This window comes from Haloferax mucosum ATCC BAA-1512 (genome assembly GCF_000337815.1).
GTDB classification, from domain to species: Archaea; Halobacteriota; Halobacteria; order Halobacteriales; family Haloferacaceae; genus Haloferax; species Haloferax mucosum.
Window position 1 is genome coordinate 219,816 of sequence record NZ_AOLN01000011.1, and the last position, 23,604, is coordinate 243,419.

A 23,604-nucleotide genomic window follows, 5' to 3' on the forward strand; every position below is an offset into this window, starting at 1 on the left:
GACCAACTTCCTTCCGTTTACCACCCGTCTGAGCCATGAGTTCACAAATCCAAACGTTCGCCGCAATCCTCATCATCGGCGTTGTCGCCTTCGTCGGCCTCTCGGTCGCCTACGCTGAGAGTGGTGTCGTCGCCACCACGAGCGAAGACATCACGCTTTCGGACGCCGGGACCTACGTCGATGAGCGAGACGCCTTCGAGTACGGCGATAACGAAACCGTCGTCCACAACGGGACGACACTCACCGAAGGAACCGACTACCGCTGGAACACCTCGACAGGAGAATTAACTCGACTCTCGGGGTCGAGCGTTCCCGATGGGTCCACAGTTACCATCGACTACGCGTTCGAGAAACCCAGCCAGACAACCAAAGACATCCAAACGACAGTCTCTACCGCCAGCTTCGCTCTTCCCTACATCGTTCTCTTCCTTGCGGTTGCAGCGGTCTGGGGGTGGCTGTCGTGAGCCTCCTCGTCTCGCAGTCCCACGCACTATTCGCGTTCGGGACGCTCTCGCTCCTCGTCACGCTCATCTTCGACCAACACCGGAACGTCGGCCTATTCGCGCTTCTTGGCGCGTTCGCGTGGGGTATCCTCGCGCTTCGGTCCGGTGCACTCGCTCATCTCTCCGAGACTGGCGAGACGACGACTATCGTCAGTCCCGAAATGCAAGTATTCGCCCTCGCGGGGGCGCTGACGTCTCTAATCGTGCTCTACGGCGCGGTTATCGCCCGAACTGACAACGCCGAGGTGACTCGATAATGCCAAACGAAGATAAACGCCACCAGCACCGCCAGCAGGAACTCCAAGAGCGCGCCGCGAACGACCTCGAGCGCACCACCGCACAACGTGCGTCGAGTGAAGGCCCGGCGATGGACGTTCTCGCCGAGATGGACGCCGACGAACTCTGGGAGAACCTCACGGGCGTCGACGTCGAATCGTCCGAGTACGAGTCCATCGTCTCGGTGCTCAAGCCCTATCTGTCGTCCAGTGAGATGCTCGCCAACCACGGCGAGGACTACTACGACGACCGGAAGCGACGCCTCCTCAACGAGAACCTCGCCGACCGGATTATCCTCGGACGGGAGTACAACGACCTCTGTACCGGGGTGTTCCGCGAGGTCGCACAAGACGTCGATGGCGACGACTTCGACGGCCAACGCCGCGACTGGTCGCCCGCTGAGAAAGAAGCGATTCGCGTTATCGTCGAGGAACTCCGAACCGACCGACAGTCCCTCGGTGACGGGACGCTCCTCCGTGCAATCATGGAGACGCACGTCTCCACGGAACGTCGCGGTGCTGAACAGCAATCGAACAGCGGCGGCCTCAGTTCTCTCCTCCCTTGGAAGTGACCCCTCATGACTGACAACGACCCACTTGACCCAACAGACAACCCGACCAGTACCGACGACCAGACCCGTTTCCGAGCACGGCTTGACGAGACGTTCGCTGATACAGCCGAGACTGGAAAGAAGCTCGGCGAAGGCTCCGGGAAAGTGACAGCGATGGCTCTCAAGGGCCTTCTCTCGTTGGTTGCAATTCCGCTGTACCTCGTTCTCCGTATCGTTCCGAAGAGCCACAAACTCGGTGAAGCTCTCGTTGACGCTGGCTACAAGACGATGCTCAAGACCACCGGCGCGGACACCATCGTCAACACGATCTACGGCGATGGTGTCGTCAAACCAATCGCTGGGTCGTGGCACTCTGAAGAACACGAGTATCAGACTACCGACGGACAAGCGTACAAAGCCGACCGGTTGGGCTTTCCCTACCGTCAGAACGGCAAATACTCGATGGTCTGGGCACTCCGTGAAGGCCGCGAGATTACCGACCCACTTGAGGCTTACATGGGTGCACAGCGGCGTCTCGGTAACTACGACGAGCATCTTCGGACCGATGGAAGTGGAAAGGACGTCGCCATCCACGCTGAGACAGACGGCTACGAGGGGCGTGCGCTCTCGTTCCGCGACGGCTGGAGACTCTTCGGTAGCAAGGTCACCCAGCAGGATATGAAGCGACAGGAGACTCGAGGGAAACTCGCCGAACTCGATTGGAGTACCCGACAGCAACTCTACTTGGTGCTCATCTTCGGTGGTGGTCTCGCACTTGGGATGTTCGGTCCCGCGCTCGCAACGTCCATCGCTGGTGGCGGTGGAGGTGGCGGTATCGGTGGTGGAATCAGTCTCCCGCTCTTCATCAACAGCCTTCCGGGGGTGTTCTAAATGCCACTTCCCGGAGACGTCGGTGATTCGTCGCCCGATGATCGAGAGGCCGCCAGAGAGTACGAAGAGGACGTCCGAGACGCACGTGACGAGAGCCGTGAGAGAGCCAACGACAATGATGGTGGAAGCTCCTCGAGTGACTCTTCCTCGTCGTCCGGCTCATCATCCAACGACTCCAGTCGGGAGGCGGACCGCGAGGCCGTCGAGCAGTACAAAGAGCAGGTCAGGGAGATAAAAGACCAGAAGGACCAGAACTCTAACGACGACGAGTCGAAAGACAAGCAAGACTCGACGTCGTCCGCCTCGTCTCCGCAATCGAATCGTGACCGGGACCGCGAGGTGATCAACCGATACAAAGAGCAGGTCAGAGAAACAAAGAGTGAAAACGAGCGTCGCAACCGAGACAAAGACCGGGACCGGTCGTCGCCGGAAGTCATCAATCGAACGGGCGATATTTCGACCGAGAACTCACTTATCCAGCGACAGATCAACAAGTACGAGCACAGTATCGACCAGCAGTACGGCGACCGTCTCGGAAACGACGATTACCAGTACGTCGTAAAAGACTCCGGGCAGGTCGAAGTCAGGCTGACCGACTCGGGGAGAGATAGGCTTCAGGACAGCCGAGAACTCGAGGCTGTCGAACAGCGCGCTCGGAGTAGTGTCGATGGGGGTGTCAAGCGAATCGAGATTAACGAAACGTTCGAAGACGGTTATACTGCCACCGTCTACACTGCAGACGGCCGTGAAATCGAACAGCGGTATTCCTTCTCTGAGGACGCGTCAGAGAAGTTCGCAGAACGTGCCCGGGAACGACGGCCGACAAATCATACGGGGTCGTTCATCGACACTAACCGACAGGGAGAAGGAGTCGTGCGGACGGTCAGTTCGGAACAACTTGAGCGCCAGCGCGATGCGCTGGAAGGGATTGGAAGCAGTGAACGTGAGCAAGCGCGGGACCGCATCGCCAAGAAGCACGGTGTCGATCCTGAACAGCTGGGCAACGTTCGGCTCAATGATGAGGGCCGGTGGGTCGCAACTGTCGAACGCGAGCAGAAGCCGTCCGAACGGCCTGACGAGGAGTTCGGTGACCTCCCAATTAAGCTTGGTAACGGCAAGCGCGTCGAAGACTATCTTCGCGCTGGATCCGCCACCTACGACGACTTGGTCAAGGGTGCTGTTGATTTCAATTCGTATAATCCCATCATGATTTACAATCGGAAAGTTTTCGAGGCTGTCACACCACACGCACCAGATTGGTTCAACAACCTCAGTATTAACCCCGAAACCGGCCGGCCGCGTGGCGAAGAATTTGTGCGTGGCGGTATCTCCGGTGCTGGACAGATTCTGAATGTTCCTTCGGTTGTCCTCGGACTCAAAGAAACCGGTGAGTTCATCGGCTACGCCGCCGCTGAAACCGTGAAAGGACAAGGCGAAGAGTTCGTGGGTGACGTCGATGAAGCGGTTGGTGCAGCAAGAACAGAGCTCGACAAAGCACTAAATGAGAGACCTGGTCGTTTGTCTGGGGAAGTTGTGGGATCGCTCGTTGGGTCTGTCGGAGCAATGGGTACTGCGGCAAGATACTCGGGACGTGCAGGCCGCGTTGCTCGGTACGCTATCCAACCTAGCGAAGAGATACTCAGCGACACCGCAACCGCAGTGCTTTCGCGGTCTGCACGCGGCCAGCGCGTCCTCAACAAGATTCCCGGCGGCCGCCTCGACAACGAAGAGATTGCCTACGCCATCTACAAGCGTAGTGTGAAGCCCAGGGCTTCGAAGCTTTCGCGGCGTATCCGACGCACTAAGAACAACTTCGTCCACGAGTTCGCACATCAAGAGGCCTCCAAGATCAACAAGTTCGTCCGTGATTCTGGACGCGGTCAACTCGACCTCGCCGGACCTCGTGGCCGCGATGCTGATGCGTCAAACAAAGTAGAGGCAGATGACATTGCTGAGCCAATCGACGAGCGGAGAGAGCTTGCACGGCAAGCCCAAAAACAAGTCGAATACGAAACAGCACAGCGCTATGGCGATGTGGTTACTGACCGTGTCCCAGAGTACGAAGAGCGGCAGACGTTCGACCCCGGTCCTGGTGCTGATTCGAACGATATTAGCTCATGGGTGCGTCCGTTAGGTCTGAAATCATCATCTGAACCGGCCACACGTAATGGTTGGCGGTCTCACACACGTAGCGAGGTCGAAGAATGGGATTATCCATATGGACGGACCGTCGCTGAAAACTTTCGAAACAGTCAGCGAAGGAAAAGTGTACCAGAAATCGACCTACGAGTCGCGGATTTCGTGGATGTTGTGGATGCCGTGGATGTGCAGATCAAACGTCAGCGACAAGCCCTCGATCAAAGTCTTCGTGGACCACAAAAGCGTCGTAAGCAAGCGACAGAACCGAGTGTCAAACCCGAAACGGAGTCCATCGCACGCCAGCCCACTGGCGCGGAGATTGATACGCCTGACCCAGTTGAGAAAGAACGCGAGCGTCTCGACGCCGCAGGTCGAACTGCAGTACGTCCATTTGAGACGGACCTGACGACAGACCTCGAACGCGAACTTGACGGCGAGACGACGGTCGAACTCGAACCGGAATTCGAGACCGAACCTGTCTATGAGATCGAACCGGAACCCGAACTCGAACCGGAATTCGAGACCGAACCTGTCTATGAGATCGAACCGGAACCCGAACTCGAACCGGAATTCGAGACCGAACCTGTCTACGAGGTGGAGCGTGAGATCGAACCGGAACCCGAACTCGAATCGGAATTCGAGTCCGAATACGAGCGCGAACGTGAGCGCTGGCCCAAGGACGCGACAGACAACGTCTTCGATGAAGATACAGGCGGGTTCGGTGTCGATGAGGATGTCTGGCGGTCGTCCATCGCCGACGCTGACGACCTGCTCCGTGATCTTTGGAGTGATTTCTGATGCCGACGCTCTCGACGTATCTCCAACTCGCCATCACGTTCCTCGTCTCGATTCCAGTCAAGGACGTTCTCGGTGCTATCGTTGGTCCGTTCCTTGACGTTGGGTGCTCCGCTGACACGCCAGTCGTCGTCGAGGGGGCACAGAACTGCCTCTACATGCAACAGGCGATGACCTGGTTCCTCGGGTTCGTTCTCGTCGGCATGTTCGTCACTGGCGTCTCTCGTGGTGTGATTTACGGAGGGATTCGTGCATGAGAGTCCGCACGCTCATCTTCGTCGCATTCGGCCTTGCGCAGGTCGCTGCGTTCGTTATGTTTCTCAACACTGCCGTCGCCGAACTGGTCCTGGTTGCCGAGTCGCTACCCTACGTTACTGAAACGTGGGTAGCGACGCCGCTCCAGCGTATCAAGAGCGCCGCGTACCTTCTAGTAGTCCCGATCTTCCTCCTCAACATCATCCTCTACGCGATCTACTCAGGTCATCAAGAGGAGAAACAGCAGGAGCGTCTGTACCGGGGTGGATACTGATATGCGGCGGCTTAGTATCGTTCTGTTCGCGCTGATTGCCTCCGTTCTCGCGGTGACCGCGACACCTGCGGCCGCAGCGAACACTGCTGTTGGGTCTGATCACGACACCTACAGCGATCTGCAAGCAGGGACGTTAGAAAGGGTTTCTGTCCAAGGGTCAGGGAGTGCCGCTGAGGTCGTTTACACTGGCGGCCAACAAGTCGCCGAGGATGTCGAGGACAGTGATATGTCCGAGTACTCAGGTGACAAGGGCAGTATTAAGCCTGAGACGGATGCCGCTCTTTCTGAAATCTACGGTCTCGGACACTTCTCTGACCAGAATTCTAAAGACGTCTTCTCGACCTCTGGACTTCCAGCATATCCGGAACAAGGAGACACGTTTAGATACTCGATATATTTCAACCAGGTAGACTCGTACTACCACAAATTCTATTTCGCCGTCCAGTCTGACACGAGCAAACGATATACGATTCGAACAGATCTCACTAATCAAGAGGTCCGATTTTCGGTTGACGGAGGTACTGAGAAGACGGTCCCTGCGAATATCCCGAATAACACCCGTCTGAATGTACAGGGTGAGTGGGCAACAGACGGAACACTACAGGTTACGCTCACAAACGACGAGACAGGAAGCGAGATAACTTCTTTCTCGGTTACTCCGAGTACCATCTACTCATCGGGTGGTATTGGATGGGGGCACAACGACGTCAGCCCGTTCGGTGAGGGACCCACTTCTGGTATAGACGTATTCACCGATGAGTTGGTAATCGGAACAAGCACTAATGGCTCGTATATCGGGTCGTCGCACGATGTTGATGATACAACAGAAGGTGTCGTTGAGCTTTCTGAAGTCGCTGATACTGAGATTACGGTGACATGGCAAGAATATCTCTCTGGGTCCTGGTCGAATGTGACGGCCACGACATACACGACAGCCGGAACGAAGACAGCTGATCTCTCAGCTTCCAGTTCGTCGAAAGTCCGTGTCCGCGTGGATTTCGTAAAGGCAGGCTCGAATCCCAGCGCAAATGTGGACCGTGAGTTCGTCCGGTTCACTAACCACGCACCAACTGTCTTGAACGATTCTCCGAGTGGTGGAGAGGTATCCCGAACGTCGGATATGACACTCTCTGTGGATGTCTTAGATACTGAGTTCAACACCACCCAAGGGGACTCAGTGACTGCAGAGTTCTTTGTTGACGGCACTAAGATTGGTGAGACAACAACCTCGGATGCTGGAACAGTCTCAGCCACCGCGACTGGACTCGCAGATGGTAACCACACGTGGTACGTCAAACTCACCGACGCCTACGGTGGCTCAATAACAAGTTCGACGAGGAATTTCGAGGTTGCTCACTTCGACCCAGTCATCAACGCTTCGTCGCTGTCGCCAGAAGATGGGTCGCAACTGACGTCACAAACAGCCAACCTATCAGCGGACGTCTCTGACGGCGATTTCCAATTCGATGGCGATTCGATCACTGCCGAGTTCGTTGTCGATGGGAGTGTTGTCGGTACAGAGTCGCTCACTAGCAACGGAACCGTCTCACACACGTACAATCCTGGGACCGGTTCGTTCGATTGGCACATCCGAGTCAGCGACCAGTACGGGAGTGGGACTGATACGACGTCTCCGACACAGTCAGTCAGTTCTCCCTCGACAGTTTACATCCGAAACGTCTCGTCGGGTGCGCTCATCACTGAGACTGCGTCCGTCGAAGCACGACTCTTCACCGGCAAGGAAGTCTTCGAGAAGACTGCTACCGACGGTACAATCGACTTGACTGGTGTCCCCCCAGGACAAGGGTACGTCCTTCAGCTCCGTGTCGATGACTACGTCCTCCGAACAATTGCGATTCGATCAATCTACGAGCAACAGACTGCATACCTCCTCCCGGAGAACGAATCGAACGTCTACAACGAGTTCCGACTCGTCGATAACACCAACGAGTTCGATACCAGCGAGACAGTCCTCTACGTCGAGCGACCTATCGAGAAGAACGGTACGCTCCGATGGCGAACTGTCACGGGCGACTACTTCGGCAGTGACGGTATCTTCAAAACCACGCTCGCCAAGGACCAGCGCTACCGGCTGACCATCGAGAGTAACGATGGTGACCGGCGCGAACTTGGGAGTTACATCGCGGCCGCAAACACCTCTGCGACGCTCACAGTCGGCGAAATCGTCTGGAAAAGTCCAAGTGGAGACACCTTCCAGTGGGACGCCTACATCGATCAACAAGACGACCCTCACGTCCTCAAATTCGTCTATTCAGACCCAAAAGATCAGACGACTGCGCTCAATATGACTGTCTTCGAGCGTGGGAACCGGAGTAACGTCCTCTACCAGACGAACCAGACCGGCTCTATCTCGTCGTACCAGCGGACGGAGCCGCTCTCGGCGGGCGAGACCAACACACAGTGGGTCGTCAACTTCACTGCAGTCAGAAACGGGTCCGAACGGACAGTTCAAGAGCCAATCTCCGGCGTTGCAGGCATTAATCCTCCCGTTGACCAGCGATGGCTCACACTCGGGGGCTATCTCCTGGTCATCGGAGTCGGCGCACTCTTCCCCTCGACGATGTCTCGCGTCGGAGCCGTTACGACGGTCGCTGTCGCTACCGGAGTCTCGTGGCTCGGAATCGTTCCGATTCCTATCGAGGTTATCGGTCTCGGTGGTGCAATCGCATTGCTCGGCGTCGTGGCCGAGTTCAACAGCAGGTACTAAGATGAGAGTCACTGTTCCCATGCTCATCGTCATCTCGTGTGCGGTTGCTGGAGCCATCATGGAAGGCTCTGGGTTCAACACCGCCGTCGGTATCGGGAAAGCGACTGGGCTACAAGACGACGCTGCACAGTTCGATGACAATACCTCGGAGTTCCGCGCTGAACGTGCTGGCGGCGGTGCCGGGTCCTACCTCGGACTCACCGCCGACTCCACACGTGCATTCGTCGGGTTACTCAAATGGAGTCTCATGCTCCCCGTAGCCCTCCAGAATATCGGCTTCCCCGGGTGGTTTGTCGTTCCGCTTGGCATGCCAGTTCAGTTCATCAACTACGTCGGTATCTGGCAGATAATCCGGGGGATGCGAGTCTCATGAGCCTCGAATGTTGGTTCCAGAACGACGCTCACACCTGCGTTTTCGGCGAACCCGGATGGTCGGGATTCATCGCCGAACCCACGCTTGCGATGTTCATTGTCGCTATCGTCGTCATCCCAGTCTACAACAAGACCGGGGACTTCGTCCTTCCAGCGGTACTGCTTGCTCTCATCTCCGGCATGGCGATCCCACTTCTCCCGGGGACCATTGCGAGTATCGCGTGGACAGTGCTGTTCGTCTCAGTTGCCGGCGCACTCTTCGTTCTCCTCTTCCGGATGGTGATCGAATGATCCAGCAGTTCTCGACAACCTGGGAGAAGCTCGTCCAGGTCGAAGACTCTCTCGGAGGTCGTGAACGCGCGCTTCTCGACCTCGTCTTCGTCGATTGGATACTGGTCGCACTCATGATCGCACCGACCTCAACCCACGTTTCATTCCCACCGCTCGTCAGTGTGGTTGTCTTCTACCTCGCCATCGGCATGGTGACGACGACCGTTGCACTGCCCCTTATCTCGGAGGTCATCGACCAATGAGTCTCCTCTGGCACCTGCTGACACCGTCTGTTCCCCTCCACGAACTCACCCACGCACTCGCAGCGCTCCCATGGGCTTCCGACATCGACGCCAGCCTCCTCCGCGATGACGCGCACGTTGACGTGACGCTTCCCGACGGCACGCCAGTGTGGGCCGTCTATCTCATCTCACTCGCACCGACGCTCGTCGGACTCGGCTTGCTGTTCGTCTTCATCGCCCTCTTCGGCGTTCCGTCGGTCTCAACACTATCTGGGCTTGCTATCCACGAACTCGGCCTTCTCGTTATTCTCGCACTCAACTGGGCAATCTTCACCTACCCGTCACGGGGAGACCGACGTCCGCTCGGTTAGTTCGGTGACCGAATCTTTCTCAATTCTTCCTGCGTTCGACTACTTTCACTGTGGTTTGCAATTATTGAAATCCCGGTATTGCGAAGGGTTTGGGCATGATACGCGACGCCCGGGCACTTCGGGACAACTTCGTCCCTGCAGATCTAGAACATCGAAATGCCGAAATCGGTCATCTCTCGTCTTATCTCGCTCCGATTGAAGACGACGAATCTGGTGAAGATATCCTGATTACCGGACCGTCGGGTGCTGGCAAAACAACACTCGCCAAATTCGTCACGGCTGAACTCGAACGTGCGACACTCGGAGCGAGGTCTGCCTACGCCAACTGCCTCTCGAACTCCACGAATGCTGGTGTCCTACACTCTCTGATGCGTGATGCGAACCTCGGCATCGAATTCGACCGTGGAAGCACTCCCGTCGGCGAGTATCTCGACAAAATTCGGGACCTCGACGAACAGTTTGTTGTCATTCTCGATGAGGTGGACGTCCTCGAAGACCCGTCGCTGGTTGCGATGCTCTACGATGTCCCGAACGTGACGACGTTGATGGTTTGCGTCTCTGAGGACGCGTTTCTCACTGGACTGGATATGCGCGTCTCCTCGCGGGCACGTGCCGCGGCGTCAGTAAAACTGGAGAAGTATCGTGACCGGGAGATTGCAGATATCATTCGCGCTCGCGTCGAGTACGGTCTCGATCCGGGTGCGGTCGATGAGGCGACTATCCAGCACATGGCATCACTCGCGGCCGGTGATGCTCGCCTCGCTATCACGAATCTCCGACGTGCTGCGGAGCGTGCCGATCAAGATGATCTCAGTGCGCTTAGTCCCGGTCTCGTGGACGAGGTCGCCGACGGCGCGGCTGGCGAAGTCCACGAGCGGAACGTTGAGCGTCTCTCGACACACAAGCGACTCCTCTATGATATCGTCCACGAGCACGGTGAACTCCCTTCGTCGGAACTCCACGCTGAGTACGAGCGGCGAATCGGCTCTGCAAAATCGAAGGTGACGCGCCGACGCTATCTCGGTGCGCTGGAACGCTATCGACTCATCGAGAAGGAGGGTGCGACGAGAGGAACCCGGTATCGGCTTGTCGAACCTTAATCACCTCATTTCGGTGAGTTCACTGTCCCGGACGAAGACAGTGGGGGAATATAGGCTCGGCAAAATTCATATAATGTATGAAAACCATGTATTGAGTGAAGGCATGTCCCGAACCACCGCAACCATTCCAAACGATCTCACCGACCTCATGAAAGGGGCTGTCAAAGCGGGTATCTTCGAAAACAAGAGCGATGCCATTCGCCACGTCTTACGGGCATATTTCGAAGAAAACGAGAACGCGCGGATTGCCGCCGCGGTATCGCTTTACGACGACGGGGAGATTACCTTGGGAACTGCTGCCCGCCTCGCTGGTGTCAACCGATTCGAGATGAGAGGCATACTACGAGAAGAGGGAATCGAGCTACGATTCGGCCCCGAAGATATGGCTGCCGCGAGAGACGAAATAGAAACCGCTCGTAACCTCGAATGACGGAAGTACCGAAGAACGCGACAGTACTCAACACTACTGTCCTCTCGAATTTTGCTCAGGTGAACCACGTTGAGTTGTTATTGGACTTACCGCGACTCGTGACCGTGGATGCTGTCCAAGAAGAGCTCGAAGAAGGAACTGAGTCCCACCTGTATCTTGAACATGCATTAGCCGTACTGGAAGAAGGAATCCCCGTAGTCACTCCGTCTTCCTCAGCAGAGAGATTAGAAGAGAAGCTTTTGGAAACGTTGGACCCTGGAGAAGCGCAGGCTATAGCCGTTGCAGAGGCCGCCGATGGAATCGTCATCACTGACGATGGGGATGCGCGTGCTACTTCGAAGCAACGTGGCGTGGGCTTGACCGGGTCAATTGGACTCTTGGTGCGTTTCGTCGAAGACGGTGAAATCTCGGCAGAGACTGCTGATGAGTACCTCAAACGCTGGATCGATGAAGCTGGATTTCGTTCTCCCGCTCGTGACTTCGCCGTCTTTCTTGAAGAGTGAGTTCTGTAAACTTCACAGGCTACGGTGCTTCTGCACCGACGTTGTTGTTCGAATTATCGAACGGAAGATGGATTTCGAGACCATCGTAGGGTAACACTGGCTTCTTGGGTAGCCCCGGCTCACCACATTCGAACTCGATGATACCGATGTCTTCCAGTTCGGTCAGGTTCCGGTGAACCTGCTTGTAGTCACGATTCACTAACTCTGTGGCTTCGTGGATACTCTGAGGTGAGTCCGTAGCGATTGCTTCCAGCAATCTGAGGTTCTTCGGGCTGAACAGTCTGCTGAGTTCAGCATACGACTCGAAGTTGAGGATTGGATGTGCATCCTCGATTCCTTCGTCTTCCTGTGTGGCCTTGATCCGTTGGCGTGTGCACTCGTCGAGGGTACTCCACTTACCAACTATCACTTTGAGTTTCGTCATCTATTAGATACCAAACATAGTGTTGGACCTCGATAACCCATTCCCATGTGTACGTGTATGTGTACATGGTGACAACGAAAACAATCACTGTGACCGAGGAAGTGTACGAGCGACTTCGTGCGATGAAGCGCGGTGACGAGAGCTTCACTGACGTTCTCCTTCGAGTCACTGGAGGAGAGGAAGACGTAATGAAGGGCTTCGGTTCGTGGAAAGAGTCGGGGCTTCGTGAGGCAGTGGAGGATGCTCGTGAGGAGTTTGACGAAGACTTCGAGAATCGGCAGGCATCACTGTGAACAGCCTCGACACGAACGCTCTCATTGACTACTTGGAGGGAGAGCAAGCTATCGCGGAGTTCCTCGAAGAAAGCCAGCAACCATACTTCGCTCCGACGGTCGCGCTGTACAAAGTATTTGTTGGAGGGGCGAGACTACGCGGATCGGACGGTGTCGAAAGTACGCGGGACGGGTTGGACTGGTTAGAGTCAATCCCACTTACCATCGATGGCGCTGCAGAAGCGGCGAAGATCGACGCAGAACTCCATGCTAACGGAACACCTATCGGCGCACTGGATACGCTCATCGCGGGTGTCGTTCGTGAGGCGGGAGGAACGCTCGTCACTCCAGACAACCATTTCGACCACGTCGATGGACTAGTGACGATTAATTACCGAGAGTAGTCTTCTACACTGCTGATTTCGCTGACGAAGCCAGCCTCACCAGCCCAAACAATACAAGCGAGATTGCCGTTGAGACGGCTCACCAGACTCCGTCTGTCAATTCATATGATGAGATTCATCAGAGCAATAAGAATGTCTGCGAGGGACTCACCAACAGCATCGAGTGGAGTAGCGATAGCCGTTGGAAGAACCTGACTGGCAGAAACTGGAGCGAGGCCCACGAGCGTTAGCGAAACAACAACAAACAACAGTAAGTCGGATGTCACTCGGTATAACCGTCCCAAAGGAGAGAACGCGGTCACGAGTCCGACGAGTAATGTAATCCGCGTTATTGCGCTGAGAACAGTGTGGGGGTATAGAAGAATGCCTGCAACGAGTTCTGACGCTCCAGAGGTGTTCCTAATCGTAGTTCCACCTAAGAGCCGGGTAAATTCATATTTAAGAGCCTCACTGAACTCCGACTTAGTTGTACCAATAGGCTTCTGGCTCATACTATATCTCCTTGTTCGATAGCCTCGTTCCTCTCTTCATCGACGTGGAAAACATAGTCTAAACTATCCCTAAGAGTGTTGCGCGAGTCGCTAGGTGGCAAGTCCCGATCTATCGTGATTATCGCATCATAGATAATAGTGAAGTTTTCCGTCCCTTCGACAAATGCACAACTAGCCGTAGGCCGTCTACTCACACAATTGATCTCTTCGGTGTATTCAATAACAAGGTCAGCACTTGTGCTGGAATTAACCCGGTCGAATTCGACTTCTCGGTCGGTTGTATTAGCGAACCGAGCTAGTTCTGCTACTGCGCGTTCCTCGTTATGTTCCTCTGTCGCATTGATATACACCTCAATAGTTGGCTCTTCCCACGGATTATCCGCTGTTTGGAATATTTCTCCCAATCCCAAGTTGGTTGCATCATCCCCAGATGTATCAGCAGCTATAAAACCAGCTGACCCGAGTGCAATCAGAACTCCAACCGCGGTGAGCATTCTGATGGTGTCCATTACTGACATACCAGAGTGATATTGAATTAGACAATAAAATTATCGGGATAGATATTTGTATATGTGGAGAAATCTCGCGGTAGATGGTTGTCTAACGACTTGATGAAATTTGAAAATCACTATCGATACCATCAATGGTCGTCTCCGGATTCGTTCATCGTGCTAATCGCCAGACTGCGCGGTGATTCGTTCATTCGTTCATTTTCACTCATTCAGTGATAGAGCCAATTTCACACGAGAATTCGGCGTTTTAGGTCCTCAAATCGGCTGATTCGTTCATCGCCCGTCAAGTCGTATATACCAGATTGTCATCGGACTCACCATGTCCACGACAATCGGTGATAGGCCGTCCACCGGAACCAGTCGGACGCTCCGGTTGCTGAACGGCCTACAGGTTCGTCTCGAAATTACCTCAGACGCTGACTATGCCGCTCGCCTTGACGTTCATCACGGCGCTCGGCGCTGGGTCTACGGAATTGATAGCAACGAGATTGTGACGCTCATCGATGGGTTCGACGATGACGGTCGTGTTGACGACCCCAACGAACCTGACTGGATGCACGAGGTCTTCGTGCAGTTGGGGGTCGATTGGGTGTGAAATTACTCGGTATAAAAATCGTATTTCGAAGGGTCTTGCTGGGCACGGATGACCGCACTCCCCTCATCTGTGATCCGATAGAAGGGGCCACCATCAACCTTCTCCACGAGGCCACCTTCCAGCAGCATTTTCAGCGCTCGATTGACCGTCGAGCGGGATGGTGGCCGTTGCATTTGTTGTTCGAGATTGTGCACAATCGCTTTTGGATTCAGATCAAGACCAGATTGATCCAAGAGAGACAAGGTCGGCTCAATCGCGTCGTTCCTCCACGGACTCATATCTGGACCGTAAAGGGGCCATGCCGTAAAATTACGCAAACAGTCTTCCTGAATCATATCTGTTTCATTAGATTCCATTCTGTGTCATATGATACAGAACTGTATCAAGCTTTATGTAGGGGTGGCGTTATGTGGATATTGACGACTCTCACCGGATACTACAGGTCCAAAAGTCCCGGACCCCTGCTGGAACAGGAATCCGGTCGAGGGTCGTCGGCCATGATGACGACCGCTGAAACCCTCTCGGGGGCGAATGATAAATCCCCCGACACGACCTTCGAACAGTCTGCAATCGAAGTTCCCAGCAAGAAATTCGCGGCCGAAGTCCGTGAGTCTGTAGAGACTACTCAGTCGTCACGCCACGAACCCCAGACTTCACGATACTTCCCGAGTTCGCGGTACTCTTTCTTGCGCTCGAATACGTCGATGGCGTATAGAATCTGTTCGCCTTTATCCCAGTCGACAAGTACTCGGAAGTCACCGACTCGAAGCTTGTACCCGGGATGGTTCTTCAGACGGTCGAGAAAGTGTTCGGGGAAGTCCTCAATGTCTTCGAGTTTGTTGAGGATTCGCTTCGCGTCCTGCTTTTCGAGTTGTTCGAGCGACGCTACCAGCGTCTCGGTGAGTTCGATGTTGTGGCCCATTCGTCAACAGTCACTCGTCGGAGAGTCCGAGTCGATCTCTCGCATCAGACATCGACATCGTCCGTCCAGCGGCAACATCGCTGTATCCTTCAGCGACACCTTCCTGCGCGCCGGGCGTCAGGATTGGCTCGGTCGTATCGCGGAGGACCTCACGGACGAACTCCGAACGGTTCGTGTAGTTCAACTCTTTCGAGAGTTCGTCAATCTCTTCGAGAAGCCGCCTCGGGACCTTCACGTTGAGTTTCACCATGTCATCATTCTCGCCAGTGTCAGTACTCATGTTGCGTGGTACGTGGGTGGTACAGAAAGCCCTGACGGTCACTCAGGGTTCGGGCAGTTCGTCTTCGGAAACGTTGCCCGCGAGGAACTCACGGCCGAAGTCGGTCAAAGAGTAGATTCCGTCGGTATTCGAAAACAGACCAGCGTTTTCCAAGACACGCATCCGCTTGTTGACGTACTGGCGGTGGTAGTCGATGTTTGCTGCAATCGATTTCGCAGTGACCGCTATATCGTGCTGCTCGTAGAATATCATTATCTCGTAGTCAACTGGCGAAAACCACGAGATTCTATTGACCATCTCTCTCAGGAAATCGTCAGACATAGTTCAAAAATTACAGCTATAGTAGTTAAACCTACCCACGATAGTCGAAAATGTCTATCCACTATCGTAGATAAGATTTATATCGGATGGGTATCATTGTCGCTATTGACGACTCTCACTGGATGCTACAGGTCCGAGCAAAAGTCCGGACCCCTGCTGCCACAGGAGCCCGGTCGAGGGTCGTCGGCCATGATGACGACCGCTGAAACCCTCTCGGGGGCGAATGATAAATCCCCCGACACGACCTTCGAACAGTCTGCAAACTGCCTCGCGTGTGGGAGTCTCATCGAAGGCTTCGCCGCGAACAGTCCCGGCCGTCACACTGTTGAGCCGTGTGGCTGCGAACTTGGATTCGTCCGCGCGAGCGATATCGCGCAGGAGATGTTTTGAACCATGAGCTACGACTCTGAGAATCTCGATTGTATCGTCACGCACCTTCGCGCGAAAATCGCACCCGGTAATTGGATGGTCTACACGGCGCGCCGGATTGCGACTGAGACTGGCCTCAGTAGCCACGAGGTCGGCTATTGGCTCGGTCATATCAACGGCTCTCACGACGGCGTCGAACCGACGGACGTGCCGGGCCTCAAGTTCACGAAGTGGAATCCCGGCGCGTCGAGTCCGCTCCGCTGGAAGATTGAGCGTGTTGCTGAGGATTCTTCTGAGCGTGCTGTCGCCGATGGCGGCGTCCGCTGGATCGATCTGAGTGAGTTTCAGCAACAACTCGTGAAGGCTATCGTTGAACTCGAGAACGATGGCGACGTCCCATACGGTCTCGCTATCAAGGAGGTCCTCAACGAACGCTACGGTAAGGAAGTCGGTCATGGTCAACTCTACCCGAATCTCGATGATCTCGTGGAGGTGGGCGTCGTTGAGAAGGGCGCACTTGACCGGCGGACGAACTCCTACGAATCGACGACGATTGCTCGCCAGATAGTTGCTGGAGAGGCCGAGCACATGGCTCACCTCGCTGGCCTCGAAGTCACTGAGGCGGTTGCTGATGGAGGCGAGTTCCAACTCCCAGAAGAGACGACTGCCAAGAATCTGAGTGAGTGTCCCGACTGCGGCTCAGGCGATGCGGTTGTTGCAGACGGTGAAATGTACTGTTGGGACTGCGGCCACGGTCATCAGGATGGTGCAGAACAGTGAGTTGCAAGCGTTGTGGCTCGCCGTGTAAGGATGCGTCCGAGCGCGATGTCGCTGGTCTCCTGGAGGACATCCGCGCAGAGGTCTCCCAACTCACTGGGGGTGACCTGCGATGAGAGAGACCGGACATCAGACACCCATCGACCTGAGCGAACCTCTCGGTGACGCCAGCGAGGTTTATGACCGCGAGATAGTTCCCGCAACGTCGTTCCGACTGGGCAGCAGTCGGGCTGTTCACGGGAGACGACGAAGAGGGCGGCGTATCTGCCGGAACGCTGAGCCAACTGTCGCCGAACGAGGCGAGAGAGCTTGCGAACATCCTGCTTCGTGCAGCCGACTACGCGGAGGTCCAGCGCGATGAGTGACGGACTCGACCCGCTCACGCCCGAGCAACGGCAGGAGAAACGCGAGTCGCTACTGAGACACGACTACGCTGAGGAGTGTCCTGACTGCGGAGCAGTCGTCTTCGAATGGCAAGACGAGTGTGACGACTGCGGGTCTGGCGACGGTGTCGAGGAGACCACCGAGCAACAGACGCTTCTCACCGACGGCGGTACATCCGCATCCGCTATTAAGAGTGAAGACGACGCGATTCACGTCGCTCGTGCCATCTTGATTCGGTCGAATAAAGTCGAAGACGAGAAGCCAGAGAGAGCCAGCAAACTCCGAGAGATAGCACAACGAATCAACGAGAAATACAACCTATGAGCGAACCAGAATACCACCGAATCGGTGGCGGAGACATATCGAGCGAGTTTCTGAAAACAACTGTTCGGTGCCCGGAGTGCCGCGAAGGGACGAAAATCGAACTCCCTGCGAGTGACTGTCAGAACTGTGGTGCACATCTTTCGCTGTATGTCGGGGTGAAAACCCGTGACTGATGTGTACGTTGAGGAGTGCCCAGTGTGCGGGACGAAGTGCGTCGGAATGACTGCGGAGGATTTTCGGGACGTGCAGGTTGTTGATGGTGAAGTTGTCCACCGAGCGAGGTGGTTGCTGTGAGTGGTCCGCGTGACCTGTCGCCTCGTGACGCTTGGAAGCGGTACATCGACAGACGGCGGACCGAACTCACCGATGGGTCGGCCGATTCCTACCACTACCGCCTCAAGCTCTTCGGCGCGTGGTGCGAGGAGCGCGGTATCGAGACCGTGTCCGAACTCAACGGCTGGCTTCTCGACGAGTTTCGCGCTTACCGTGCCGGTGAGGGGATCGCCCCGACCACGCTCCACAACGAGATGGAGACGCTACGCGGGCTTGTCGAGTACCTCGAAAACATCGGTGCCGTCGAGGACGGTCTCGCAGAAAAGGTCGATGTTCCTCGAGTCTCCGAAGACGACCAATCACGCGAGACCAAACTGACCACCGACGACGCACTCGAACTCATCCAGTTCCACCGGTCGAACGATGAGACCTACGGCTCGCTTTTCCATGCGTTTCTTGAAGTCGCGTGGCACACCGGCGCTCGACTCGGTGCGCTTCGCGGCCTTGATCTGCGTGATTTTAACAGCGATGTGGGCTACGTCGAGTTTGTCCACCGACCCGAGACCGATACTCCGCTGAAAAACAAGCGGAAGGGCGAGCGCATGGTCAAACTGCTTCCTGAGGTCGTCGATGTTCTCCAGGAGTACATTGCGAATGACCGTTGGTCGAACCACGATGACCACGGTCGGCAGCCACTTTTTACCTCAACTCGTGGCCGTCCTGGTCGAAATACCGTTCGTGTCTGGTCTTATCGCGCGACGATGCCGTGCGTTCATGGCCCGTGTCCTCACGGTCACGACCCGCCAGATTGCGAGTTCCGTTCGCACTCTCACGCGAGTAAGTGTCCGTCGTCGAGGGCACCGCACCACATCCGTACCGGGTCGATCACTTGGCACCGTGACCGTGGCATCCCGAAGGAGGTCACCGCTGAGCGCGTGAACGCCTCGCAACGTGTGATCGACCGCCACTACGACACCGCCACGAAGCTCGAAGAAATGGAACTGCGGAGAGGCCCGCATCTCGATAAATTGAGCCTTAATTAAACCTGTAACAATGTCCACGTTTGCCACCTCGAACAGAGTAGAGTCTCGCCAACGGTTTGGCGATGCTCAGGGGTCCGTTTTCGCTGACGGTTCGAAACCGGGCGGTCCCACTCTTTGTGCGAAGAACAACGTGATGAGCCAAAGAGTGACAACCGTCCGGGTTTGAACCAGCGAGCGAACGCAGTGAGCGAGTGAGGTTCAAATCCGGGCGGTCCCATTTTGACTCAAACTTGACATTCGAGCACCGCGTAGCGTGTGCGAGGGACACCGGGTTCGTGGGAGATGGACAAAGACGGCTTTGAACCAACGAGCAACTCGTTGCGAGCGAGATTCCAAATCCGGGCGGTCTTATTTTGACGCGAATTTACCCACCTTCGACGCACCGGAGGTTACGAAAATAGTCGTTCCTCGAAGCTGGTCAAAATCGGACGATAACGACAGTGATTCGAGCTACTCCTCTTCGCTCTCAATTATCTCCAATATCTTCTCGGTTTCCGATTGAATAGACCCAACATCTGCGGATTCAAAAACCACTCTCAATTCCTGCCACTGGGACTGTCTAGTTGATGACTACCCCCGACCGACGTTCGTCCGTCGAGCAATTGCTGTAGTCTCTGGAAAATTATCGTATTACGCAAGTTGTATGAACCACTCACAGACGCTTCTGTGACTACCCACCCACGAATTATGGACTCCTCGCCGTGTTCGCACGTCTTGAAACTCGCAGTGGATGACGACAGCCTCGAAGTGTGATATCTAGAGAAGCCACCGAACGAGCGCTAAATCCGCAGAGTCGAGTTATCGAGCCTTACTCAAGCATCTGCGCCGGCTCGCGTTCGTCTTGGCCCAGCGATTCACTTTCGAGGAGGTTGTCGAGTTGTCGTTGGAACGCGTCGTCGCTGAGTTCGCCTTCGGCGTACCGGCGGCGGAGTGTCTCGATTGGGGTTTCGGTCGATGATTCGGATACAGCATCAGCTCGCGGCTCGGTGAGTGGAACTGTGTTGGGTGCCTCGTTCGCCTGCCGAACGACACCGAGCGTCAAACACCAGGCGACGGCGAGGAGAGCGAGACCGGCCAAGAGAAACAGAAGCGTGTGTAAATTGCTACCAGAACCCATTATTGCAAGTATGAGTGATGGAACGCCAACGAGGGAAGAAACGACTGCGACGGCAGTCCTCCCGCCGGGACTCTCTGGGGCGTAGCGGTGGACCAAATTATACATTGGCTAAATCCTATCACTCCACCCACAAAAGTCAACGGGATGAACTGTGGCGGTGGAATAGCCGTGAAGCGTACTCACTCAAATCCGCGAACTTCGAAGGTTGAGACCGCACTCCTCGTTGACTGCGCTCCCGAGATCACTCACGGAAGATACGTAGTGAGGAAGTTCAGCACTCGGTCGAGTAGTTCGTTCTTCTGTGCTTCGGTATCGTCGTCTTCCAGCGTCGCTTCCGATTGGGAACCCATACGAGCACATGGCGAGAGTGAAATATTATAGCTATTGACTGGGTGAAAGTAGCTCCCGAGACACTCCGAAGATGGGTCCTCTCGCGGCGAGCGTCAGTTCTTGAGTGCGGTTTTGAACATACGCGGTCCCGCGACGGCGGCGGTTCCGAGGACCATGAGCGTCGCACCGGTTCCGAGACGCTGGCTTGCGACGACGGACGGTGTAAACAGTCCAACGACCAGCAGTAGTCCCGCCAGAAACATGACGCCACCGAGGACATCGAGCGGTTGGAGCGGCATTATAGTCGGACTGTCGAGCGCTCGTGTCAAATGTCTTATTGCCCGCGTGGGTGCTGATGGTCGAGACAGTCGGATGCGACGTCGAGTTCTGCGACCGAGTGCGAAGTACCGGTTCCGAGTACATCATCCGGGAGTAGACATATGACGGGAGACCAACAACCGTCTCGCATGCTCCACCGGGATTTTGCGATTACCGTGTTGTTCGTCTTCCTCGGTGCCACGCTCTGGTTGGTTTCGGGGTACTACACCGCAGAATCGTGGATTCGCTGGGCGCTTCTCATCGGGGTCGGCGTCATCGTCCCAACGATACTCACGTCAAGGGAGATGTGAGTCTCGGGCGTTCTGACGGAATCCGAATCTATCGAAGTGCGACGGCGTTCTGTGCGGCCGCGTTGCGCGCAGTTGCGTTCCGGTCGGTCTCCGTTCGGTTCGTCTCGTTCGTCTGCTGGATGACGTAGCGCTGGCCGACCATCGGGTCCAAGAGGCTATCCACCGGCGCGCGGTCGTCGCGCAGCACCGGCACGTCGTCGGTCGGCGTCGAATTTCGGTACGACGCGAGTTCGGCCGCGAGGTCGATACCGATGTCACGGCGCTGGTTCCGCGTCTGTAACTCCGAACGGGTGACGTGCGTGTCGTTTTTCGTCGCTACGACCTCGATATTCTGGACGACGACGCTCCCCACGGTGGGGAAACTGTAGACCTGCGGGTACACCTCGCGCATCGTCTTGTACTCCGCGCGGTAGAACTTCGAGGCGGGACCGCTGGGGGCGGAGATGACGTTCGCAAAGAGGATTCCGTCGTCGTCGAGGCGGTCCGACGTGAGTTCCATGAACTCGACGGTCGTCAACTCGAACGGGACCTTGTCTTTCCGGTAGGCGTCGAGGACGATGAGGTCGTAGGTCGTGTTCGTCTCCCGAAGGTACTGCCGTCCGTCCATCGTGTAGATGTTGAGACGGTCGGACGTTTCGACGCCGAAGTACTCTTTCGAGACGGCGACGACTTCAGGATCGATTTCGACGACATCGACGGTCACGTTCGGATACGTCTCCAGAAACACCCGGGGACCGGTGAAGCCGCCGCCGCCGACGAACAACACGCGGTCGATGTCGTCCGAAAGGAGAAACGGGACGTGGAAATACGACGTGTAGTCGAAGACGTGTCGCGTCGGGTCATCGAGGTCCATCGCACTGTGCGGTTGGCCGTCGAGGTAGAGCGTGCGGACGCCACCAGCGTCGGAGACGCGGAGTTCTTGATACGCGGTTTGGGTGTGGTAGACGGTGTTCCCGCGGGAGTCGAGTCCGATACCGCCGGTCGTCGCGGCGACGAGAAGAACGACGGCGATGCCGACGCTCCAGACCGCCGCTTCCCGGTCGATATCGGGGCGAGCGAGCGCGAGCGCCGTCCCAACCGACAAGAGACCGAACACCAGTCCGATGTCGGCGACGCTCAAGGACGGAATGAGCAGATAGGTGGTTGCGAACGCGCCGATGATGCTCCCGACGGTGCCGACAGCGTAGACGTGTCCCGACGCGGCACCGACCTTCGACCGCCCGGAGAGTTCCGCCGCGTACGGGCTGACGTACCCGAGAAGGTAGGTCGGCGGGCCGAAAAGGAGCGTCACCGCCGGAAGCGACGCGAACCGACTCGGAAGCGGAAGCCCGGCCGTGGACTGTAAAAAGAGGTCGCCGAAGAGAATGACGCCCGCGATGTAGGCCGCGGTTGCGACGAACACGCGGACGAGTGTCCCGTTGGACGCGCGCTCGGCCTGTTTGCCGCCGCGGTAGTAACCGAGGCTCAGCGCCGCGAGAAAGACGCCGATGATGCTCCCCCACGTGTAGATACTGCTCCCGAACTCTGGAGCGACCATCCGCCCGGCGAGGATTTCAAGCCCCATGCTGGTGACGCCGGAGACGAACACCGCGAGTTCGGGGCGTGAGACCCGAAGCGACGAAAACGTGGGCGACGAACCCATGGCAGAACGATTAGTGTCACAGACGTATTAATTGACGCCCGCGTCAGCGGGTGGAAAACCGAGGTTCAGACACCCGCACACCGTAGTGGTCGGGCGAGTAGCTATTTATCCGAAAGCGACGCCAGACCCGCCATGTCGTCGCCCGTCGCCGCGTCTGACCTCGCTCGCGCCGCTTACTGTCCGCGACAACTCTACTACGCCCGCAACGACGATACTCGCGGGCCGCCGCCGGGAGTCGAGGAGATTCGTGCGCTCGCCTTCGAGTATCCGTCGCTCCTCGGCACCGACGAGAGCGCGCTCGCCACCTATCCGATCGCCGTCTCGCCGAAGACGTACCGCGAGAACCTTCGGCGACTCCGAGAGCGGGACGACTGGGACGAACTCACCGCACCCGCCGGCCGCGACGTCCTTCTCACCGGAAAAGACTGCCGCGGCGTCGCGCACAAACTCGTCGGCGACCCTGCCGTACCGTCTCTCGTTTCACCGGGCGAGCCACCGGAACGAGGGGTGTGGGAACCACAGCGAGTTCGGGCCGTCGCACTTGCGAAGGCGCTCTCGTGGGAACACGAAACGTCGGTATCGCGGGCGCTCGTCGAATATCCAGCCGTCGGCGTCGTCAGGACCGTCCGACTCACGACAGGAAACAAAGCCGCATATCGGCGGGCGTTGCGGGTCGCCCGCGACCTCGATTTCGTTCCGCCGCGACTGCGGCGCTCCTCGAAGTGTGACGAGTGCGCCTATCGGGAAGCGTGCGGCGTGAAAACCCGTTCGTTGCGGTCGTTGCTCGGCTTTTGAG

At 56.4% G+C, this 23,604-nt stretch carries 33 protein-coding genes; 23 read left to right on the forward strand and 10 right to left on the reverse strand.

Translation table 11 applies throughout. The annotated features are described in order from the left end of the window. The first annotated feature begins 35 nt into the window (after positions 1 to 35). The 15 genes from C440_RS07870 to C440_RS07940 all read left to right on the forward strand — a co-directional run bounded on the left by C440_RS07870 (position 36) and on the right by C440_RS07940 (position 11,699). On the forward strand, positions 36 to 464 hold the full coding sequence (locus tag C440_RS07870) for a hypothetical protein (RefSeq protein ID WP_008319826.1): 429 nt from the start codon (positions 36 to 38) through the stop codon (positions 462 to 464). Next, positions 461 to 760: a hypothetical protein gene (locus tag C440_RS07875; protein WP_241432013.1), complete on the forward strand. Its 300-nt coding sequence runs from the start codon at positions 461 to 463 to the stop codon at positions 758 to 760. The genes C440_RS07870 and C440_RS07875 overlap by 4 nt, the downstream gene beginning before the upstream one ends. Continuing rightward, positions 760 to 1,350: a hypothetical protein gene (locus tag C440_RS07880; RefSeq protein ID WP_008319828.1), complete on the forward strand. Its 591-nt coding sequence runs from the start codon at positions 760 to 762 to the stop codon at positions 1,348 to 1,350. The genes C440_RS07875 and C440_RS07880 overlap by 1 nt, the downstream gene beginning before the upstream one ends. 6 nt (positions 1,351 to 1,356) lie before the next feature. After that, positions 1,357 to 2,220, forward strand: coding sequence for a hypothetical protein (locus tag C440_RS07885; protein ID WP_008319829.1), 864 nt, complete (start codon positions 1,357 to 1,359; stop codon positions 2,218 to 2,220). Between the two features lie 873 nt (positions 2,221 to 3,093). Next, positions 3,094 to 5,157: a hypothetical protein gene (locus C440_RS07890; RefSeq protein WP_241432014.1), complete on the forward strand. Its 2,064-nt coding sequence runs from the start codon at positions 3,094 to 3,096 to the stop codon at positions 5,155 to 5,157. Next, positions 5,157 to 5,411: a hypothetical protein gene (locus C440_RS07895; RefSeq protein WP_008319831.1), complete on the forward strand. Its 255-nt coding sequence runs from the start codon at positions 5,157 to 5,159 to the stop codon at positions 5,409 to 5,411. Before C440_RS07890 ends, C440_RS07895 begins: the two co-directional genes overlap by 1 nt. Further along, entirely contained in the window at positions 5,408 to 5,683 is a 276-nt protein-coding gene (locus C440_RS07900; RefSeq protein ID WP_008319832.1) for a hypothetical protein, read from the forward strand. Before C440_RS07895 ends, C440_RS07900 begins: the two co-directional genes overlap by 4 nt. 1,177 nt (positions 5,684 to 6,860) lie before the next feature. Next, complete coding sequence (locus C440_RS07905) at positions 6,861 to 8,411, forward strand: Ig-like domain repeat protein (RefSeq protein ID WP_241432015.1); 1,551 nt, start codon at positions 6,861 to 6,863, stop codon at positions 8,409 to 8,411. Between the two features lies 1 nt (position 8,412). Next, positions 8,413 to 8,784: a hypothetical protein gene (locus tag C440_RS07910; RefSeq protein ID WP_241432016.1), complete on the forward strand. Its 372-nt coding sequence runs from the start codon at positions 8,413 to 8,415 to the stop codon at positions 8,782 to 8,784. After that, positions 8,781 to 9,074 carry a hypothetical protein gene (locus tag C440_RS07915; RefSeq protein WP_008319835.1) on the forward strand — a complete coding sequence of 98 codons (294 nt, stop codon included), beginning with the start codon at positions 8,781 to 8,783 and terminating at the stop codon, positions 9,072 to 9,074. The genes C440_RS07910 and C440_RS07915 overlap by 4 nt, the downstream gene beginning before the upstream one ends. Next, positions 9,071 to 9,316, forward strand: a complete 246-nt coding sequence (locus C440_RS07920) for a hypothetical protein (protein WP_008319836.1) — start codon at positions 9,071 to 9,073, stop codon at positions 9,314 to 9,316. Before C440_RS07915 ends, C440_RS07920 begins: the two co-directional genes overlap by 4 nt. Continuing rightward, positions 9,313 to 9,666, forward strand: a complete 354-nt coding sequence (locus tag C440_RS07925; RefSeq protein WP_008319837.1) for a hypothetical protein — start codon at positions 9,313 to 9,315, stop codon at positions 9,664 to 9,666. Before C440_RS07920 ends, C440_RS07925 begins: the two co-directional genes overlap by 4 nt. Before the next feature lie 95 nt (positions 9,667 to 9,761). Further along, a complete protein-coding gene (locus C440_RS07930) occupies positions 9,762 to 10,766 on the forward strand; it encodes a Cdc6/Cdc18 family protein (protein WP_008319838.1) in 1,005 nt (334 codons plus the stop codon). Positions 10,767 to 10,869: 103 nt separating this feature from the next. Next, positions 10,870 to 11,196, forward strand: coding sequence for a UPF0175 family protein (locus tag C440_RS07935; protein WP_008319839.1), 327 nt, complete (start codon positions 10,870 to 10,872; stop codon positions 11,194 to 11,196). Next, positions 11,193 to 11,699, forward strand: a complete 507-nt coding sequence (locus C440_RS07940) for a hypothetical protein (protein WP_008319840.1) — start codon at positions 11,193 to 11,195, stop codon at positions 11,697 to 11,699. Before C440_RS07935 ends, C440_RS07940 begins: the two co-directional genes overlap by 4 nt. A gap of 19 nt (positions 11,700 to 11,718) precedes the next feature. Here the strand turns inward: C440_RS07940 and C440_RS07945 are convergent, their stop codons facing one another. After that, on the reverse strand, positions 11,719 to 12,123 hold the full coding sequence (locus C440_RS07945) for an HVO_A0114 family putative DNA-binding protein (RefSeq protein WP_008319841.1): 405 nt from the start codon (positions 12,121 to 12,123) through the stop codon (positions 11,719 to 11,721). 65 nt (positions 12,124 to 12,188) lie between these two features. On the opposite strand from C440_RS07945, the gene C440_RS07950 reads away from it, so the two are divergent. Together C440_RS07950 and C440_RS07955 are read left to right on the forward strand one after the other, a co-directional pair. Further along, positions 12,189 to 12,416, forward strand: a complete 228-nt coding sequence (locus tag C440_RS07950; protein WP_193788395.1) for an antitoxin VapB family protein — start codon at positions 12,189 to 12,191, stop codon at positions 12,414 to 12,416. Further along, entirely contained in the window at positions 12,413 to 12,799 is a 387-nt protein-coding gene (locus C440_RS07955; RefSeq protein ID WP_008319843.1) for a type II toxin-antitoxin system VapC family toxin, read from the forward strand. Before C440_RS07950 ends, C440_RS07955 begins: the two co-directional genes overlap by 4 nt. Before the next feature lie 101 nt (positions 12,800 to 12,900). On the opposite strand, the gene C440_RS17375 is transcribed toward C440_RS07955, so the two are convergent. Both C440_RS17375 and C440_RS07960 read right to left on the reverse strand, forming a co-directional pair. Further along, positions 12,901 to 13,290: a hypothetical protein gene (locus C440_RS17375; RefSeq protein WP_008319844.1), complete on the reverse strand. Its 390-nt coding sequence runs from the start codon at positions 13,288 to 13,290 to the stop codon at positions 12,901 to 12,903. Further along, positions 13,287 to 13,808 carry a hypothetical protein gene (locus C440_RS07960; RefSeq protein WP_241432018.1) on the reverse strand — a complete coding sequence of 174 codons (522 nt, stop codon included), beginning with the start codon at positions 13,806 to 13,808 and terminating at the stop codon, positions 13,287 to 13,289. Before C440_RS07960 ends, C440_RS17375 begins: the two co-directional genes overlap by 4 nt. A gap of 313 nt (positions 13,809 to 14,121) precedes the next feature. Here C440_RS07960 and C440_RS07965 point away from each other — a divergent pair, with 313 nt between their 5' ends. Continuing rightward, positions 14,122 to 14,397, forward strand: a complete 276-nt coding sequence (locus C440_RS07965; RefSeq protein WP_008319846.1) for a hypothetical protein — start codon at positions 14,122 to 14,124, stop codon at positions 14,395 to 14,397. Between the two features lie 2 nt (positions 14,398 to 14,399). Here C440_RS07965 and C440_RS07970 read toward each other — a convergent pair whose 3' ends face one another. The 4 genes from C440_RS07970 to C440_RS07985 form a co-directional block, all read right to left on the reverse strand. Beyond that, complete coding sequence (locus tag C440_RS07970; RefSeq protein WP_241432019.1) at positions 14,400 to 14,753, reverse strand: hypothetical protein; 354 nt, start codon at positions 14,751 to 14,753, stop codon at positions 14,400 to 14,402. 269 nt (positions 14,754 to 15,022) lie between these two features. Further along, the gene (locus C440_RS07975; protein ID WP_008319848.1) at positions 15,023 to 15,319 is read right to left on the reverse strand and encodes a type II toxin-antitoxin system RelE family toxin; all 297 of its coding nucleotides are present in this window, start codon (positions 15,317 to 15,319) and stop codon (positions 15,023 to 15,025) included. Positions 15,320 to 15,329: 10 nt separating this feature from the next. Then, the gene (locus C440_RS07980) at positions 15,330 to 15,599 is read right to left on the reverse strand and encodes a ribbon-helix-helix domain-containing protein (protein ID WP_008319849.1); all 270 of its coding nucleotides are present in this window, start codon (positions 15,597 to 15,599) and stop codon (positions 15,330 to 15,332) included. Positions 15,600 to 15,641: 42 nt separating this feature from the next. Next, entirely contained in the window at positions 15,642 to 15,920 is a 279-nt protein-coding gene (locus C440_RS07985) for a helix-turn-helix domain-containing protein (RefSeq protein WP_008319850.1), read from the reverse strand. Positions 15,921 to 16,313: 393 nt separating this feature from the next. On the opposite strand from C440_RS07985, the gene C440_RS18220 reads away from it, so the two are divergent. From C440_RS18220 to C440_RS08005, 3 genes are all read left to right on the forward strand, one after another. After that, complete coding sequence (locus tag C440_RS18220; RefSeq protein WP_008319852.1) at positions 16,314 to 17,069, forward strand: helix-turn-helix transcriptional regulator; 756 nt, start codon at positions 16,314 to 16,316, stop codon at positions 17,067 to 17,069. A 354-nt stretch (positions 17,070 to 17,423) separates the two neighbouring features. Continuing rightward, positions 17,424 to 17,774, forward strand: a complete 351-nt coding sequence (locus tag C440_RS08000; protein ID WP_008319853.1) for a hypothetical protein — start codon at positions 17,424 to 17,426, stop codon at positions 17,772 to 17,774. Positions 17,775 to 18,064: 290 nt separating this feature from the next. Further along, positions 18,065 to 19,090: a tyrosine-type recombinase/integrase gene (locus C440_RS08005; protein WP_008319854.1), complete on the forward strand. Its 1,026-nt coding sequence runs from the start codon at positions 18,065 to 18,067 to the stop codon at positions 19,088 to 19,090. Between the two features lie 808 nt (positions 19,091 to 19,898). Here the strand turns inward: C440_RS08005 and C440_RS17920 are convergent. Both C440_RS17920 and C440_RS08015 read right to left on the reverse strand, forming a co-directional pair. Beyond that, the gene (locus C440_RS17920; protein WP_008319855.1) at positions 19,899 to 20,207 is read right to left on the reverse strand and encodes an SHOCT domain-containing protein; all 309 of its coding nucleotides are present in this window, start codon (positions 20,205 to 20,207) and stop codon (positions 19,899 to 19,901) included. Positions 20,208 to 20,650: 443 nt separating this feature from the next. Beyond that, a complete protein-coding gene (locus C440_RS08015) occupies positions 20,651 to 20,836 on the reverse strand; it encodes a hypothetical protein (protein WP_008319856.1) in 186 nt (61 codons plus the stop codon). Positions 20,837 to 21,004: 168 nt separating this feature from the next. On the opposite strand from C440_RS08015, the gene C440_RS17725 reads away from it, so the two are divergent. Then, positions 21,005 to 21,166: a hypothetical protein gene (locus tag C440_RS17725; protein ID WP_169317787.1), complete on the forward strand. Its 162-nt coding sequence runs from the start codon at positions 21,005 to 21,007 to the stop codon at positions 21,164 to 21,166. A 28-nt stretch (positions 21,167 to 21,194) separates the two neighbouring features. Here the strand turns inward: C440_RS17725 and C440_RS08020 are convergent, their stop codons facing one another. After that, the gene (locus C440_RS08020; RefSeq protein WP_008319858.1) at positions 21,195 to 22,808 is read right to left on the reverse strand and encodes a spermidine synthase; all 1,614 of its coding nucleotides are present in this window, start codon (positions 22,806 to 22,808) and stop codon (positions 21,195 to 21,197) included. A gap of 132 nt (positions 22,809 to 22,940) precedes the next feature. Between C440_RS08020 and C440_RS08025 the strand changes: the two genes are divergently transcribed. Further along, complete coding sequence (locus tag C440_RS08025; RefSeq protein ID WP_008319859.1) at positions 22,941 to 23,603, forward strand: CRISPR-associated protein Cas4; 663 nt, start codon at positions 22,941 to 22,943, stop codon at positions 23,601 to 23,603. Position 23,604: the final 1 nt, after the last annotated feature.